The sequence below is a fragment of the Elongatibacter sediminis genome (genome assembly GCF_037892215.1).
Classification (GTDB): Bacteria; Pseudomonadota; Gammaproteobacteria; order Xanthomonadales; family SZUA-36; genus Elongatibacter; species Elongatibacter sediminis.
The window spans coordinates 96,790-113,919 of sequence record NZ_JAZHOG010000006.1; the positions used below are offsets into that span (position 1 = coordinate 96,790).

The 17,130-nt window shown below is 63.1% G+C and carries 13 protein-coding genes; 8 read left to right on the forward strand and 5 right to left on the reverse strand.

Features of this window, described 5'->3' with window-relative positions; all coding sequences use genetic code 11:
- Window positions 1–38: 38 nt before the first annotated feature.
- The 8 genes from V3330_RS10300 (at window position 39) to V3330_RS10335 (ending at window position 11,720) form a co-directional block, all read left to right on the forward strand.
- The gene (locus V3330_RS10300; RefSeq protein WP_354695334.1) at window positions 39–1,376 is read left to right on the forward strand and encodes a sodium-dependent transporter; all 1,338 of its coding nucleotides are present in this window, start codon (window positions 39–41) and stop codon (window positions 1,374–1,376) included.
- Between the two features lie 82 nt (window positions 1,377–1,458).
- Entirely contained in the window at window positions 1,459–2,616 is a 1,158-nt protein-coding gene (locus tag V3330_RS10305) for an aminotransferase class V-fold PLP-dependent enzyme (RefSeq protein ID WP_354695335.1), read from the forward strand.
- 121 nt (window positions 2,617–2,737) lie between these two features.
- The gene (locus V3330_RS10310; protein WP_354695336.1) at window positions 2,738–5,104 is read left to right on the forward strand and encodes a TonB-dependent receptor; all 2,367 of its coding nucleotides are present in this window, start codon (window positions 2,738–2,740) and stop codon (window positions 5,102–5,104) included.
- 166 nt (window positions 5,105–5,270) lie between these two features.
- Entirely contained in the window at window positions 5,271–6,719 is a 1,449-nt protein-coding gene (locus V3330_RS10315) for a pyridoxal phosphate-dependent decarboxylase family protein (protein WP_354695337.1), read from the forward strand.
- A 78-nt stretch (window positions 6,720–6,797) separates the two neighbouring features.
- Window positions 6,798–7,343, forward strand: coding sequence for a putative antibiotic biosynthesis monooxygenase (locus V3330_RS10320; protein ID WP_354695338.1), 546 nt, complete (start codon window positions 6,798–6,800; stop codon window positions 7,341–7,343).
- Window positions 7,344–7,457: 114 nt separating this feature from the next.
- Window positions 7,458–8,501: a CsgG/HfaB family protein gene (locus tag V3330_RS10325; protein ID WP_354695339.1), complete on the forward strand. Its 1,044-nt coding sequence runs from the start codon at window positions 7,458–7,460 to the stop codon at window positions 8,499–8,501.
- A 412-nt stretch (window positions 8,502–8,913) separates the two neighbouring features.
- The gene (locus V3330_RS10330; RefSeq protein WP_354695340.1) at window positions 8,914–10,488 is read left to right on the forward strand and encodes a pectin acetylesterase-family hydrolase; all 1,575 of its coding nucleotides are present in this window, start codon (window positions 8,914–8,916) and stop codon (window positions 10,486–10,488) included.
- 35 nt (window positions 10,489–10,523) lie between these two features.
- Window positions 10,524–11,720: a lipid-transfer protein gene (locus V3330_RS10335; RefSeq protein WP_354695341.1), complete on the forward strand. Its 1,197-nt coding sequence runs from the start codon at window positions 10,524–10,526 to the stop codon at window positions 11,718–11,720.
- A 61-nt stretch (window positions 11,721–11,781) separates the two neighbouring features.
- On the opposite strand, the gene V3330_RS10340 is transcribed toward V3330_RS10335, so the two are convergent.
- The 5 genes from V3330_RS10340 to V3330_RS10360 are packed head-to-tail and all read right to left on the reverse strand — an operon-like array spanning window position 11,782 to window position 17,129.
- On the reverse strand, window positions 11,782–13,065 hold the full coding sequence (locus V3330_RS10340) for a spinster family MFS transporter (RefSeq protein ID WP_354695342.1): 1,284 nt from the start codon (window positions 13,063–13,065) through the stop codon (window positions 11,782–11,784).
- The gene (locus V3330_RS10345) at window positions 13,062–14,612 is read right to left on the reverse strand and encodes a class I adenylate-forming enzyme family protein (protein WP_354695343.1); all 1,551 of its coding nucleotides are present in this window, start codon (window positions 14,610–14,612) and stop codon (window positions 13,062–13,064) included. Before V3330_RS10345 ends, V3330_RS10340 begins: the two co-directional genes overlap by 4 nt.
- Window positions 14,609–15,409: an L-fucose dehydrogenase gene (locus V3330_RS10350; RefSeq protein WP_354695344.1), complete on the reverse strand. Its 801-nt coding sequence runs from the start codon at window positions 15,407–15,409 to the stop codon at window positions 14,609–14,611. The genes V3330_RS10345 and V3330_RS10350 overlap by 4 nt, the downstream gene beginning before the upstream one ends.
- On the reverse strand, window positions 15,406–16,239 hold the full coding sequence (locus tag V3330_RS10355; protein ID WP_354695345.1) for an amidohydrolase family protein: 834 nt from the start codon (window positions 16,237–16,239) through the stop codon (window positions 15,406–15,408). The genes V3330_RS10350 and V3330_RS10355 overlap by 4 nt, the downstream gene beginning before the upstream one ends.
- Window positions 16,236–17,129 (reverse strand): fumarylacetoacetate hydrolase family protein, encoded by an 894-nt coding sequence (locus tag V3330_RS10360; protein WP_354695346.1) that lies wholly within the window; start codon window positions 17,127–17,129, stop codon window positions 16,236–16,238. Before V3330_RS10360 ends, V3330_RS10355 begins: the two co-directional genes overlap by 4 nt.
- Window position 17,130: the final 1 nt, after the last annotated feature.

Here is a 17,130-nt window from a genome sequence, read left to right on the forward strand (position 1 = left end):
GCCCGGCCGGAAGCATCCACGACGAGCGGAGGTGCGGTTTGACCGCTCCGGGCGCCGACGGCGCCAGCCAGGGTACGGGTTATTTCGCTTCCACGCTGACCACGGTGTTGACCCTGGCCGGGGTGGCCATCGGGCTCGGCAACGTGTGGCGTTTTCCGTACATGATGGGCGCCTACGGCGGCAGCGCATTTCTGCTGCTGTTTCTGCTTTTCATGGCGTTGATCGCCGTGCCGGCGCTGATGGCCGAACTGTCGCTGGCCCGCACTCATCGGGGTGCGACGATTCGGGTCATGACCTTGTCGTTCGGCCGATTCGGCCGGGTGCTGGGCTATGGCCTGGTGGCCGGAGTGGCGATTGCCGCTTCCTACTACACGCTAATTGTCGGCAACGTGTTCTACAGCGCCGGCTTCGCCGTGCTTCAGGGGTTCACGGACATTAACCTCGAGCGCTATTCCTCCGGCCTGGTGGCGCCGCTGACGCAGTACGTGATTGCGCTGATTGTGATGTGGAGCGCGATTTTCGTGATCAGCCGGGGGCTGAAGTCCGGCATCGAGCGGGTCAGCAACGTATTCGTGCCGTTTTTCTTCCTGGTCTGCATTTACCTGGTCTGGTTCACGCTGAGCCAACCGGGAGCGATCGCCGCCAGCGCCGAGTTCCTCAAACCCGATTTTTCCCAGATCGGCATGACCGAGGTGTTCGCCGCACTGGGGCAGTGCTTTTTCTCGGTGGGCCTGGGCGCCGCCTACGTGATGGTCTACGGTAAATACCTGCAGGACGAAACCCGCATCGGGCCGATCGCGCGCATGACCGCGCTGAGCGATCTGGGCGCGTCCTTTTTCGCTTCCCTGTTTATCGTGCCCAGCGTGCTGCTGCTTTCCCTGCCGCTGGATTCCGGCCCACACCTGCTGTTCGATACCCTGCCGCGGCTGTTTTCCCTGATGGACGGTGCGCGGCTGTCCTCGAGCCTGTTTCTGGTTGCGCTGTCGCTGATCGCCTTCCTGTCGGTGATTGGTTCATTCAATGTCGTCACCGTCAGCCTGGAAGAAGAACCCTACGGTCAGCGCCTCGGCCGCAACCGTTTGCTGTTGATCATCGGAATCGCCGAATCCATCATGCTGATTCCGCCTACCCTGCGCCCCGACATCATCGGCCCGCTGGACCTGCTGTTCGGTTCGGGAACGCCGGTGGTCGGCGGTCTGTTCGCCGTGCTCGCGGTGGGCTGGCGCATCCGCCGCACGGATGCCTGGCGGCAACTGTTCTCCACCGCAGAACCGGATGCGCCTTCAAGGGCCGTCTACCAGTGGATTCGCTGGGCGATTCCCGCCGCGCTCGGCGCGATTTTGCTGGGAACTGTAATCAGTGCGCTGACTGCGTGATAATTTCCCCATGCGTCCGGTCTCCTGAGACCGGACGCATGAATTCGTGACACCCAAACCCAACCATCCAACGGAGTAAACCATGGCACTCGATCTGCAGGCCATCCGCCGGGAATTCCCGCTGCTGCAAGACAAGACCTACCTCAACAACTGTTCCTACGGCGTCTTGAGCCATCGGGTGGAGGCTGCGTTCAACGAGTACCTGAACTCGCGCAAAGAGTGGGGAGCGCAATGGGAGCACTGGGTCGAGCGGCAGGAATCCCTGCGCGCCGTGGTAGGCCGCCTGCTCGATTCTCCGGCCGAAGACGTGAGTTTGTCGACGTCGCTGTCCCAGTCCGTCAACTCGCTGGCCAGCAGCCTCGACTGGACCGGAGACCGTGATACCGTGGTGGTGACCGATTTCGATTTTCCGACCTCTTCGCAGATCTGGCTGGCGCAAAGCCGCCGCCAGGCGCGTGTGGTTCGGGCTCGCGCGGACGACAGCGGCGTGCATATCCCGCTGGAACATTTCGATGAACTGATCGACGATCGAACCCTGATCGTATCGGTGCCCTATGTGTGCTACCGCAACGGGGTGAAAACCGACATCGGCCCGATCATCGAAATGGCGCACGACCGGGGTGCGCTGGTTTTCGTCGATGCCTATCAGGCGGTCGGTAGTTTTCCCATATCTGCGGCCGACACCGGTGCGGACTTCCTGGCCGGCGGTTGCTTGAAATACTTGTTGGGAACCGCCGGTCTGGCTTACATGTATGTGCGCGGAAGCCTCCAGGCACCCCAGGTGCCCACCATGACCGGATGGTTCGCCCAGGAGAATCCGGCTGCCATGGATATTTACCATAACGCTCCGGCCAGTACGGCACGGCGGTTTGAATCGGGCACGCCCAACGTTTCCGCGCTGTATGCCTGTGCCGCCGGCATTGAACTGTTGCTTGAAACAGGCCTGGAAGCCGTCGGCGAGCAGGTCGGGCACCTGACGGGTTTGATCGCGCAGGGTGCCGCCGAACGCGGCTGGAAGCTGGTGACCCCGGCCGATCCGGCGCGCCATGGTGCCCTGATGGCCCTCGCATCGACGGATGCGCCGGCCCTGGTGCGTGCGATGTCCGAAGAGAACATCGTCGTTTCAGATCGCGATGGCAACCTTCGTGTTTCGCCGCATTACTACAACAATGACGATGACATTCAGCGCCTGTTCGCCGCGCTGGATCGGAATGCGAATCTGTTGCGGCCCGCGGATTGATGCCGCAGACTATAGGGCGATTGCCCTAATCGCATGCCGGAATTACGGGCCACGCACCGGCTCGTGATGCAGAATGTTAGAGTTCGAATGATCCCAGCCAACGTACAGATTGGAGGAAACAATGGCACTGAAACTCCCGATCAAAATCGGTTTGCTCGCGCTCGTCACGGCTTCGGCACCTGCGTTTGCGCAGGCCGTGCTCGAGGAAGTCATCGTCACAGCCACCAAGCGCGGTGACATCGACGTCCAGTCCGTTGCCGGCGGTATCTACGCGGTGGGGGGTGACTCCCTCGACGTTCGAGGTATTACCAATTTCGAGAACTTTGCCGGACAGATTCCCGGTCTGAGCTTCCAGGACCTGGGTCCCGGGGACAAGGAGTTCATCATCCGCGGCATCAATGGCAACGGACCTGCGGTGGTCGGTGCCTACTTTGACGAATACGTCATCACCGCCAGTGACCAACAGGACGGCGGCGGCAAGAACGCGCCGATCAAAATGATCGATCTGGAGCGCGTCGAGGTGCTCAATGGCCCGCAGGGCACCCTGTACGGTGCCAACTCGATGGCCGGCAACATCCGCTACATCGCCCGTAAACCGGACGCCTCGGGTTTTGATGCCTTTGTCGACTCCGACTTCTCCGACACCAAGGAGGGTGGTTTCAATTACACCGTCAGCGGCATGGTCAATATTCCGCTGAGCGAGAATTTCGCGATGCGCCTGGTGGGCTGGCGTACCGACAACGACGGCTGGATTGACCAGCCACGGCTGGAAAACGGTGCGGGCAACTATAACGGCAACGCCACCAATATCAACGACGAAGAGACCAACGGCGGGCGCCTGCAATTCCGCTGGACGCCCAGTGACTCGGTCACCGTGGATTTCATGGCCATGACCCAGGATCTGGAAGCAGGTGGCTCGCCTCGTTTCACGGCTCCGGGTTCGCCGGCCTGGCCGGATCTGCCACCGGAACTGCTGCAGGCCGCGCTTGATGCGCCCGACGCCAATCCGCCGGCGCCGCTGCCGGGTTTGCCGCCATTGACCCCGACCGAGGATTTCATCAACGTCGATATCACCAACAATCCGCGTGACGACGAAATCAACCTGATCGGTGCGACTTTCACGTTCGAGTCCGACATCGGCACCACCACCGTTTCGGCCAGCCAGTACGAGCACGACATCGAGTTCCGCTTCGACAGCACGCCCATCCTGTTGTTCTTCGGCGTGCCGGCGCCGGCCGCCACGGTGCAGCCGCAGTCGTATGACACGTCGATGGTGGAAGTACGATTCGCGTCCAGTTTCGACGGCCCGCTGAATTTTGTCGGTGGTGCGTATTACCAGCGCGACGACAACCAGTTCCAGGTGCAGGTGCCAGCCACCGACGGCAACGGCAACCCGGCTCGGCCGTGGGACCCGTCGAACGAGAATGACTTCTTCGCAGGTGGCACCACGTTCTTCGGCCGCCAGCGCGAAGACGAGGTTACCCAGACCGCCGTTTTCGGTGAGTTCACGTACACCTTCGCGGATCGCTGGGAAGCGATGGCCGGCGGTCGCGTATTCAGCGTCGATCAGAAGTCCATCCAGCAGACCCTGCACAACTTTGGCGGTTCCTCCGGTCCCGTGGCCGGTGAGCAGATCGGTGTCAATGCCCAGGGCAATGCCATCGGTCTGATCGAGACGACCGATGACACCTTCCGGCCGAAATTCTCGCTGTCCTATCAGGCCACGGACGATGTGTTGCTCTACACCCTGTATTCCGAGGGCTTCCGCGTGGGTGGTGTCAACAACGCCAACCAGCCGTTCGCTCCGGGTATCCCGGCGACCTTCGATTCGGACGAATTGACCAACTTCGAGTTCGGTTTCAAGTCCAATCTGCTGGGCAACCGCATGCTGCTGAACGCCACGGTCTTCCTGGTCGACTGGGACGACATCCAGGTCGAGCCGCGTGATCCCGTGGGCAACATTCCCTTCACCACCAATGGCGGGTCCGCCGAGGTCAACGGCATCGAGTGGGCGCTGCGCTTCCTGGCGACCGACAACCTGCGCTTCGATTTCACCGGTACCTACTTCTTCGACGCGCAGCTGACCACGGATCAGCCGGTACTGCCGGGTGCATCTTCGTTCATCATCCAGGGTCAGGAAGGCGATGACATTCCGAACATCCCGGAACTGCAGCTCTACGGTTCGGCCACCTGGGAGGCGCAGATTGGCGACATGCCTTTGCAGCTGATCGGCGACGTCACCTACCGCGACGACACCAACACCGAGTTCCGCACCGACAGCCTGTTCAATATTCCGCTGGATTCCTACACTTTGGTAAACCTTTACGCCAACCTGCAGATCACCGAGAACTTTGGTGCCGGCGTGTACGTGCGCAACGTGACCGATGAACTGGCCGTGTTCGACGGTATCGCGACCTTCCAGGATCCGATGTCCATCGTTGCCGCACAGCCGCGTACCATCGGTGCGGTTCTGCGCTGGCAGTACTGAGACACTCAAGCTACGGACCTGATCCGTACGCCCTGTAATTCCGACGGCGGCTTTTCTGCCGCCGTCGGCTTCTGGCCCAAACGGCTGCTGTTGAACCCCGATCCGGCCCGCGCATTCGCCCGGGTCGGATTTCCTTCCCCGGCGGGCCTTTCCGGAGCGATACGAAATGACTGAATCTTCGACCCTGCGCCACAATCCGTTCGCTTTCGACGCCGAAACCATGCGTCGCCTCGGTTACCGGGTTGTCGACCGGGTGGTCGAACGCATGCTGCACGCCGAAGATGTGCGGCCGGTTGATCCGGACAAGGGTCTCGACGACGTCGCCCCACTGCGCCGGCCCATGCCCGATGCTCCGCAGAATCCCGAACAGGTCGTCGAACAGGCCATCGACGACATTTTCGGCAACACCATGAACCTGATGCACCCGCGCTTTTACGCCTACATGCCGGCGCCCGGCAACCTCATCAGCGCGCTGGCGGATTTCATGGCTTCGGGCTTCAACGTATTCGCGGGGATCACCCCGCACAACCACGCCGCGTTTGAGGTGGAGCGGCAGACCGTCGACTGGCTGGGCGGCCGATTCGGCTGGGATTTTCCATCCAGCGGCTTGTTCGTCAGCGGAGGCTCGGCCGCCAACCTCACTGCCCTGGCTCTGGCCCGCCATCATCAATTGAATGACGACATGACGGGCGCGGTGGTCTACTGCTCCGACCAGACGCATTCGTCCATCGAGCGTTCGATGTATGTACTCGGATTCCAGCCCGATCAGTTGCGTCTGATCAAGTGCGACGCGGACCTGAGGCTGGATCCGGAGGCGCTCGAACAGGCCGTCCGCACCGACCTCGAGGCCGGGTTGAAACCCTTGTGCGTGGTCGGCAACGCCGGCACCACCAACACCGGTGCGGTCGACCCGCTCTCCGAACTCGCGGATGTTTGCGAGCGTCACGACCTGTGGTTTCATGTCGATGCGGCTTACGGCGGTGGTGCCGTGCTGACCCCGCAGACCCGGACGCTGTTCGCCGGAATCGATCGGGCCCATACCATCGCCGTCGATCCCCACAAGTGGTTGTTTCAGCCGTTCGAGTGCGCGGTGATCCTGGGTCGCGAGCAGTCGTGGTTCACCGACACCTTTCGCGTGCTTCCCGCCTACCTGCGCGATACCGATGTCACTGGCGAAGTCTGCAACTACCGGGACATGGGAGCGCAGCTCACCCGTTCGTTCAAGGCCCTGAAACTGTGGTTGTCCCTGCAGGTGTACGGTGTCGACACCTTCATCGCCGCCGTCGAGCACGGACTGGCCATTGCGCGCTACGCTGAACAGCGCGCCGCTGCCCTGCCGGGCTTCGAAGTCACCACCCCTGCCACGCTGGGGGTACTGACCTGCCGCTGGATCGGAGATGCCGACGCCCGGCCGGACGATTCCGAGTTGAACCGCGTCAACCACCGGCTGGCCCAGGCCCTGACCCGAACCGGTTTTACCTACGTGACGACCACCGACCTCGGCAGCCGCACAGTGTTGCGCTTCTGCCCCATTCACCCCGCCGCCACCGAGCGCGACATCGACGAGACCTTCGACCGCCTGCAGAAACTGGCGGTCAATCCCGCCGTGGCCTGATTCGGCGGGCAACTTTGCGGGAGACGTGGTTTGTCCACATAATGGCCCCTGGTTTTCACGCCAGGGGCGGCGGTTCGCATGGGGCAAAACAACAGCGCGGAGTCGGTCACGGCCATTGTGACCCGGCGGGTCCTGCCGGGCCGCAAGGATGCCTACCTCGAATGGGTGAAACAGGTCGACCAGGTGGCGACCACGTTTCCCGGACATCAGGGTACGACCGGAAAAATTGCCGGCGAGGACGATGAATGCCACGTGGTGTTCCGCTTTGACACCATCGAAAACCTGAAGGCATGGGAATGCTCTGACGAACGCCGCCAGTGGCTGTCTCAACTGGGTGATATCGTCGAGGAGGGTGAGTCGCGGATCGAGCGCCTGACCGGGCTGGAGTTCCTGTTCCGCGACCAACTGCATCCCCGGGCCTGGAAGATGGCGCTGGTTCTGACCGCGGCGATTTTCTTATTGATACTGGCCTTCGGCCCCGTTTTCAGTGCCCTGTCGGCGGCGGTTCCCGGTCTGCCGTCGTGGTTGTGGACACTGCTCCAGGTCAGCTTTCAGGTGCTTCTGCTGACTTACCTCATCATGCCCTGGGCCATGCGTTTGCTGGCCGGGTGGCTGGGGCGTTGAACGGGCGCAGTTTCTTACCGGGGCGTACGTGGACTATGATGTAGGGGTGTGCGGCACGGATCGCTGACCGTCGCCCGAGGAATCACCCATCGTACGAAAATGCAAGGAGCCACTATGAAAAGCCATCCCAAGCGTCTTGCGACGCTTTTGATCGCACTCGGCGCTTTGGGCGTCTGTGCCACCGCGAATGCCGACGGAATCACTGATACCAAGCAGGGCGAGGGCGGCAGCGCCGTCCAGGGATCTGCCGGTCCGGGCGGTTCCCAGGGTGACGAGGGTCTGGAGCATTGTGACCGGCCCATGGGCGCGCTGGCCGTGGTCGAGCCGCAGGATTATGTGATGGCGGCTCTGTCGCGCTACAGCCTGTCATCGCCGACCGGCATCATCCGCATGATGGTGCAGCAGTCCAACTGCTTCATCGTGGTCGAGCGTGGCCAGGGCATGCGGAACATGATGCAGGAGCGCGAGCTCGCGGATTCCGGCGAACTGCGACAGGGTTCGAACTACGGCGGCGGACAGATGGTCGCGGCGGATTTCGTTCTGACCCCGGCGGTGGTGTTTTCCGACAATGACGCCGGCGGCATTGGCGGCGCATTGGGGGGGCTGATCGGCGGTCGTTCCGGTCGCGTGCTCGGCGGCATCGCGGGCGGTCTGAAATTCAAGGAAGCTCAAACCAGCATGCTGGTGACCGATGCCCGTACCGGCGTTCAGGTGGCCGCGGCTGAAGGCAGTTCCAAGAAGGCGGATCTGTCGCTGGGCGGCTTCCTGTACGGTGGCGGGGTCGGCGGCGCGCTCGGTGGTTACGGCAGCACCGACGAAGGCAAGATCATCGCCGCCAGCCTGGTCGACAACTACAACAACGTGGTGCGCTCGGTGCGCGGGCAGCCCAGCCTGCACCGCAACGTGGGCACCCTGGCCGAGGAGGCCGCGGGCGGCGGCCAGCAGGGTGGCGGGTTTTCCTTCAACGAAGGTGACATCCTTCTGCCCAAGATCAACAACGTCAAGCTGATGGCCGATCCGGCCGACAGCGCCCAGGTCGTCCACAGCCTGCAGAAGCGTGACGAACTGATTTTCATGGGCGCCGAACAGGACGGCTTCGTACTGGTCGAGTCCAGCCACGGTGGCGGCTGGGTCAAGAAGGTCCTGATCACCCGCTGATTCGGGCGACTCGCACCCCCGAAATATGGGGTCAGCGAAACATGGGGTCAGAGTAAAGGGACAGAGTAAATACTCTGTCCCTTTACTCTGACCCCATTCTTTTTTGGCCCATTCTTTTTTTTGGCCGGGCCTGATCTGACCTGCGCGGGTTTAGCGAATATCTTGAACGGCTGCCGGTACGGCGGTTTCCCCGATTATCTTGCTTTTCTCTTTTTAGTCAACGCCTTAGGCTTACTTGACAAAACGCGTTCCTGATCAGTATTGTGTATATATGAACGTTACGTCCATCCATGAATAGCAGGCAACGCGCCTGAATCTACCGGAGACAGTCAGACCCTCGCACGTTCCCGGTCCGCGCCGGAACGATCCAGTGAGTTCCATGAGTCCATTACGACGAAAGAGGTACTTCACCATGAACCGTTCCCCGTTTACCCGTTTCCTCGTTCCGGCGCTCGCCACCGTGGGCGCCCTGCTTGCGTCGCTGAGCGCTCAGGCCGCCACGGTGGTCAGCGATACGACCGTCAGTTTGAGTGGGCATGCCGGCGCCGTTTGCAACAATGGCGAGCCGGCGAACATGCGCGTGACCACCGTAGCCGACGGGGCCGGCATTTCCGACCGTTGGTTCATCCACCTGCAAGGCGGTGGCAGTTGCAAGGACGATCAGAGTTGCCAGGACCGATGGGAGAACCAGCAGGGCAACATGAAGCCGAGCGGGTATTCGTCCAACGGCCTGCCGAATCTCACCCGCGGTGGCTCACCGTTCGATGGCTACAACACGGTACAGATCAACTACTGTTCCTCCGATGGCTGGATCGGCTCGAGAATCGGCACGGTGGACGGCAACGGAGACCCCGTGATCTACAACGGCACGGACACGCTGGTCGTGGATTCCGCGGGTCCGGGCACCTACGCCGTGCACTTTCGCGGCAAGCGTATCGTGGACGCGGCACTCGATGAGATCGAGAGTCTCTACAGCCTCAGCACGACGGCATCCGAGGTAGTCTTCGCCGGAAAATCAGCGGGATCGGCCGGTGTACAGGCGCATCTCGACAAGGTCGAGGACCGGTTCGGCGCGACGGCCAACGTTCGCGGCCTGTTGATGGACACCTGGGTTCCCTTCCTGCCCCTGGCCGGTACCGAGTCAGAAGTCCGTGCCGATCTGGCCAGCCTCGGAATCAGCACTGCCACGATCGACCAGTTGCTCGAATTCGCCTTCTTCGATGCAGACGACAACTTGCAGGACATGTACGACACGGCCAACGTGTGGGGTGCGTTCAACAACACCGCCACGGAAGGCCACCTCGGGCCAGAGAGTTGCTTTGACGCCATCTCCGGGCTGCCCTCGGTCATCGCCAACCCCAGCCACCTGATGCTCTGCGCCGTTGCCGATTTCGTTCTGAACCCCGCCTACAACGACGGTGTGACCCCGTACCTGTCGACCGAGCTGCTGATTTTACGCAATTTCTACGATGTGGCGGTCGGGATGGCGGCCTTTCGGCTGTTCCCGGACCACGACGGCGTGGATGACGCCTACGCGGCGGCTATTGGCCTGGAACTCACCAACGAACAGGCCTTGTCGGAACTCAAAAACTACGTGGACTTCGACAACACCAAGAACCTGATCGCCGATCAGAATTCGGAACTGGCGGTGGCGTTCTACAGTGTTCTGATGCCGTTGACACAATCCGGTATGGATGCGGCCGCGGGGGCCGCCAATGTCACGGTGTTTTCGCCCGGACTGGAAATGACGACTCAGAATTGCCACTTCTTCAACCCGGGCGCCTGCAGTTTTCCCGAGAGCCAGCGCCGTGGCGTGGTCATTCACGGAATCGTGGATATTCCCTACGCCTACACCCAACAGGTCATCCAGCCCTACAACACGAGCGCGCTGGGTCCGGCCCGGACGGTGAAGCAGTTTCTCCAGGGCTGGGCCGATCGCAACAGCACCTTCGACTACAGCCTGGTGCTCGACACCAAGCTGCCTTGAACCGGCGGCTTTGAGCGGAGAGGGAGGCTTACACCGTGGCGGAAACCGCAGCCAAGCATGCCCGGGTTGCCGGAACCGGCATGGTGCCGTTCGCCAAGCCCGGCCGTTCGCAGAACTACATCGAGATGGGCGCCGCCGCCGTGCGCGGCGCCCTGGCTGACGCCGGGCTGGACTATACCGAAATCCAGCAGGTCTACGCCGGATACGTCTACGGTGACTCCACCTGCGGTCAGCAGGCGGTCTATCCGGTGGGCATGACGGGCCTGCCCGTGTTCAATGTGAACAACAACTGCGCCACCGGTTCCACGGCGCTGTATCTGGCGCGGCAGACGGTGGAGAGCGGTGCCGCAGACTGTGTGCTCGCGCTCGGTTTCGAGCAGATGCAGCCGGGCGCCATCGCGTCGGTGTTCACCGACCGGCCCAGTCCTTTCGATCCCTTCGACCGCGCCAGCACCGAGTGGATCGGCCAGGCGGAACTTCCACCCGCACTGCGCTATTTCGGCGGCGCCGGCCTGCATCACATGCGTCGCCATGGCAGCACCCTGGAGGACCTGGCCCGGATCCGGGCCAAGGCCAGCCGGCATGCCCGTCACAATGAGTACGCCTTGTTGCGTGACGAACTGTCCGTGGACGACGTGCTGTCGTCGCCACCGTTGTGGCCAGGCGTGATGACCCGCCTCATGGCCTGTCCGCCCACCTGTGGTGCGGCTGCGGCCGTGGTGGTGTCGCCCGGATTCGCGCGCCGTCGTGGAATTCGTGACACGGTGATGATCCGGGCCCAGGCGATGACGACGGATACACCCGCCACCTTCTCCGAACAGGACATGATGAAGCTGGTGGGCTGGGACATGACCCGCCGGGCCGCCCGGGCATGTTACGAAGCGGCCGCTGCCGGCCCGGAGGACATCGGCGTGGCGGAACTGCACGACTGTTTCGCGCACAACGAGTTGATCAGCTACGAGGCGCTGGGTTTGTGTCCGGAGGGTGGTGCGTCCGGGTTCATCGCCGACGGGGACAATACCTACGGCGGCAGAGTGGTCACCAACCCGTCCGGTGGCTTATTGTCCAAGGGCCATCCGCTGGGCGCGACCGGCCTCGCCCAGTGTCATGAACTGGTGCGCCAGCTACGCGGCGCCGCCGGACCCCGCCAGGTCGAACGCCCGGGATTTGCGCTGCAGCACAACATCGGTCTGGGGGGTGCGTGCGTGGTCACCCTTTACGAATCCCCCTGAAGTCAGCGAACGGAAAGCGCCGCCGCTGGAACGGCTGCTTCACTCGGCCCGCGAGCATTCCCTACATCGATGCCAGCCCGAGATCGCTGGCTACGTGCCTGCGCGCGCGCCAGAACAGCCACACGGCCAGCAGGTTAAGGGGCATCACCGACAACAGGGCGTAGCGCAGGGAGTCGGTACCGAACACCGGCTCGAGCGCATCGCTGAGCATGCCCACGGCCAACGGTCCCAGGCCCATGCCCAACAGGTGGATGACCAGCAGGAACACCGCGACAGCGACAGCCCGCATGTTGTTCTTCACCAGTCTCTGGATCAGGGCAAGCACCGGAACGACGATGGCTGTTCCGACAATCATCGGACCGAGCAGGAGCCCGGCTGACAGCGCCGCGTTACCGGCCAGGTACACACCGAAAAACAGCGGTATCGCGGCCAACAGCGCAATGGCCGGTATCTGCATGTACGCCGCGACGTCACGGCGGGCCAGGCGGTCGGCGATGATGCCGCCGCCGACCATGCCCACGGCGCCGCCGATCCCCCCGATGGTTCCGATGGTCGTGGCCATGTGCATCAGGCTCATTTCGTGGCTGCGCATGAAGTAAGCGGGCGTCCAGGTGTTGACGGCCGAACCCACCAGTCCGACCAGGGCGAAGGCGGGAAAAAAGTATTGGCAGCTTTTCTGCCGCAGCAGGTGGCGTACCGTCTCGATGATGGAGTAGCGGTTTTTTTCGGGGCGCGAACTCGCGTCGTCGAGCAGTCCGCGGGCCGGTTCGCGGAACACGGCCCAGAAAAGCAGGGTCAGTGCCATGCCGGCCGCGCCCAGCAGGATGAAGGTCATCCGCCATCCCAGGGAAGGCCCGAGGAATCCGCCGATCAGCCCCGCCAGCATCGTGCCGACCGGAACTGCGCTCTGGTAAATGCCGATCGCCTTGCCCCGGTCCGTCGGCCGGAACAGGTCGCCGATCAGTGAATTCGCCGACGGCGTGAGCCCGGCTTCCCCGATGCCAACGCCCATCCGGGTCAGGGCCATGCTGACATAGCCGGTGGCCATGCCGGTCAGCGCCGTCATCGCACTCCACAACGCGGAGCACAGTGTGATCAGACGGGTGCGGCTGTAGCGATCGGCCAGCGCGGCGATGGGCACCCCCATCAGGGTGTAGAAGATCGCGAACGCGAAACCGGCCAGGAAGCCGGCCTGCGAGTCACTCAGATCGAGGTCGAGCCGGATTGGCTCGAGCAGGATGTTGATGATGTGCCGGTCGACGATGTTGAATGCATAAACGGTGAACAGCAGGCCAAGCATCCACCAGCGGGATCGATGCTCCGTCCCGGCCGGGGACGGGCTCACAGAGCCTCCTGCAGGCGGGCCTTGATCACCTTGCCCATTGTGTTGCGCGGAAAGTCGTCCGGGTGAATCAGCACGCGGTGCAGTCGTTGGTGGCGGGCCAGCCGTGCATTCGCCCACTCCAGTATGGCGTCGGCGAGTTGCGGATCGGTGTCGGCGTCCGGCTCCGGCTTGATAAAGGCCACGGGCACTTCACCCCATTTCTCATGCGGCGCGGCGACCACCGCGGCATCGTGCACGTCCTGGTGCTCGAGGAGAACCGTCTCGATGTCCACCGGATAGACATTCAGGCCGCCGGAGATGATCATGTCCTTCATGCGTCCGCGCAGGGTCAGGTAGCCGGAACGGTCGAACTCGCCCAGATCGCCCGTTCGCAGAAATATCCACCCGGTGGGGTCCCGCCACACCAGTTCCGCATTGGCGTCCGGCCGGTTCCAGTAGCCGCTCATCTGTCCGGCGGAGTGTCCGACGATTTCGCCGGTTCCCGAGAACGTGATGTCCTGGCCGTGCTCGTCGACGATGCGGATATCGCACCCCAGCATCGGCCGGCCCACGGATTCGGGGCGCTGCTCCATGTCTTGCGGCGTGATGATGGTGGCGACGCCTTCCGTCAGACCCCAGAGTTCGTACAGGGCACCGCCTGTGAGTTTTTGAACCGCCTCTTTCACGCCGCGCGGCATCGGTGAGCCGGCTGTGATCGCGGTCTCGAAACAGTCCAGTCCCGCGTTCTCGATTCCCGGTTGGGCGAGCAGCACAGCGGCCATGGCCGGCACGATGAAACCGTGGGTCGGACGGTGACGGCGGATGGCATCGATAAAGGCATCCGCGGAGAACGCCGGCAGGATCACGGTGGCCGCACCCATCCATTTGGCGGGACTCCAGCTCAGCCACGCACCGTTGGAATGCATGGGTACGCAGGACAATGCCACGCTATGGCAGTGAAACCGGAACTCGGCCGCGAAACCCGATGCGAAGGAAAGGCGCGAGCCATGACTGTGGGCGATGCCTTTGGGGACGCCGGTAGTGCCGGAGGAATAGATGATCAGGGCCAGGTCATCGGCGGCGTTGACGCGGCCCGTGGGTGTCTCGGCTCCATCCTGTCCCCATTGCGTGAATTCTCCGCCTTCGCGGATCACTTGCGTGCCGGGCGGCGCAATGCCGTCGGCGCGTTCGAGGTAATCCGTGCCGACGAGGAGCATGGCAGCACCGCTGTCCTCCAGCATTCGCTGCAACGCGCCATCGTCCAGCAGGGGCGACAGCGGTACCGCGGCTGCGCCCGCCCGCCAGATGCCCAACAGGACCTCGTGGGCCCACAGGTGGTTTCCCGCCAGCAGGGCGATGCGGTCGCCCGGCTGGATTCCCGAGGCGATCAGGGCATGCCCGATTCGATTGCCGGTTCGGTCGTAGGAACCCCAGTCGACGGTTCGATCGCCTTCGATCAGGGCGGGTTCGTGCGGTCGGAACCGCCCGTGAATGGCGATCTGTTCGCCGAGGCCGCAGAACGACGGTGCGAACGGCAGGTCCGGCAGGGATTTTCGGGATTCGCTCATGATTCTCGCTCGATCTGGCCCAGGGCCCGGTCCAGGTGGACATAACCGCCATCCACGTGGATGTGCTGTCCGGTGATGTGCGCCGCGCGGGCCGACAGCAGAAAAACAGCGGTGTCCGCGATCTCGGCCGGCCGGGTCAGGCGTGTGCCCAGGGGTACGCGTTCCTGGATGCGCTTCAGGGTTGCATCCGGTTCGTTCAGTTCATTCAGCCAGGTCTGGTAGGCGGGTGTCATGACTTCGGCGGGAACGATGGCGTTGACCCGAATCTCCCAGGGCAGCAGATCGAGCGCCCATTCGCGGGTCAGCGCCAGCAGGGCGCCCTTGGCGGCGGAATAGCCGGATGTTCCGCCCTGGCCGGTCAGCGCGGTCTTGCTGCTGATGTTCACGATCGCGCCACGGGACGCCTTGAGTGCGGGCAGTGCATGGTGCACCAGGCTGAAACAATGGATCAGGTTGCGCCGAAGGGATGTTTCGAATGCCTCGGTGCTGCCGTGCAGGAGTCCGGCGCCATCGTTGCGGCCGGCGTTGTTGACCACCCCGTCGATGCGTCCGAACTCGCGTTCGACCCACTGCACGACTTGCTGGCAGTCGTCGTCGGAATCCAGCTTCCGGGCGATGGAGGCAGCCTGCCCACCGTCCGCTTCGATCTGTTCGACGAGGTCGGCGCCTTCGCGCTCCTGCGGGTCGACGATGACCGGAATGCCCTGTTCCGCGGCCACGCTCCGGGCGATGGCACGACCGATTCCCCGCGCGCCGCCGCTGATGATGACAACCCGGTCTTCGAGTTCGAGATTCATGATTTCGTGATTCCGTAGAAGTCGCAGGCCGTGCCGCCCCGGACGCGAGCCTGTTCGTCGGCGCTGAAGGGCGCGAGGTAGTGGTCGACGATGTTCATGACCGACCCGGCCGGCGCGGCCAACAGGCACACGGGCCAGTCGGAGCCGTACATCAGGCGCTCCGGTCCAAAACAGTCGAACACGGTATCCAGAAACGGAGTGAACTGTTCCCGTGTCCAGTGGGACCAGTCCGCTTCGGTGACCATGCCGGATATTTTGCAGAACACGTTCTCGTGGCGGGCGATCGTTCGGATGTCGCGGCGCCAGCCGTCGTCCATGCCGTCCGCAATTGGCGGTTTGGCCAGGTGATCGATGACGAACCGCTGGTCCGGACACGCGCGCACGAGGTCGATGGCGGCCGGCAGATGTCGCGGGTGGATAAGCAGGTCGAAAGTGTAATCCCGCTGGCGCAAGGCACGGATGCCGGCGCGGAACGCGGGTTCCGACATCACCTCGGGTTCGCGGCTCTGCAGGATGTGCCGAAAGCCGGCCAGCCGGGTCTCACCGTCCAGGCGGTCGAGTTCGGCCGCGACATCTGCCGATGCCGGGTCCAGCCAGCCGACGACCGAGCGAATCCAGTCGTGCTCCCTGGCCAGTGCCAATAGAAAGTCCGTTTCAACGCTCGATTCAGCGGCCTGCACGGCCACGGTGCCGTCCAGGCCGAGTGAATGGAGCACGGGTTCGAGATCCTGCGGCATGAAGTCGCGCGCGATGGCGGACATGTCCGCATCGATCCAGCTGTCCCGTACGGGATCGAAGCGCCAGAAATGCTGGTGCGCGTCGATTCTCATGCCATGGCGTCGATGTCGCAGGTGACCCGTTGGCGTGCGATGCCCAGGCCTTCGATGCCCAGTTCGATTTCATCGCCCGCGCGCAGGTAGCGTTCGGGCCTCAGCCCCATGCCGACTCCGAACGGGGTGCCGGTGGTGATGATGTCGCCCGGCAGCAGGCGCATGTGCCAACTGACGTAGCGAATCAGTTCCGGCAATGGAAAGATCATCTCGCGGGTATTGTCGTTCTGCATGACTTCGCCGTTCAGCTTGAGCCACAAAGCAAGCTGGCCCGGATCGGGTATTTCGTCGGGCGTCACCAGCCAGGGTCCGAGAGGCGCGAAGCTGTCGAAGCTCTTGCCCTTGACCCACTGGCCGCTGCGGTGCAGTTGGGTCTCCCGCTCGCTGACGTCGTTGTGCAGCACGTATCCGGCAACATGATCCATGGCCTCCTGTTCACTCAGACGGACACATTCGCGCCCGATAACGATGGCGAGTTCCACTTCCCAGTCGGTCTGCTGTGCTGCCACCTCTTCGCCCGTGGCGCTGCGGATACGCGGAATCACGATGTCGTCGAACGGGCCGCAGATCGATGTCGTGGATTTCATGAACAGCACCGGTTCATCCGGAATTTCCATGCCCGCTTCACGGGCATGCGTCACATAGTTCAGGCCAACGCACACCAGCTTTGAAGGGCGCGCGACCGGCGGCCCCAGGCGGGTATGGGCCGGCACCACCGGGCACGACGGGCGGTTGCTCTCCAGCCACCCGGCGAGCGCCTCGGGGCCGCCGTTCGCAAAAAACGACTCGTTCCAGTCAGTGCCGAATGCGCTGCAGTCGAGCCAGATGCCGTCGTCGTTCACAATGCCGGGTTGTTCCTTGCCGGCGGCGCCAAATCGAATGAGTTTCATG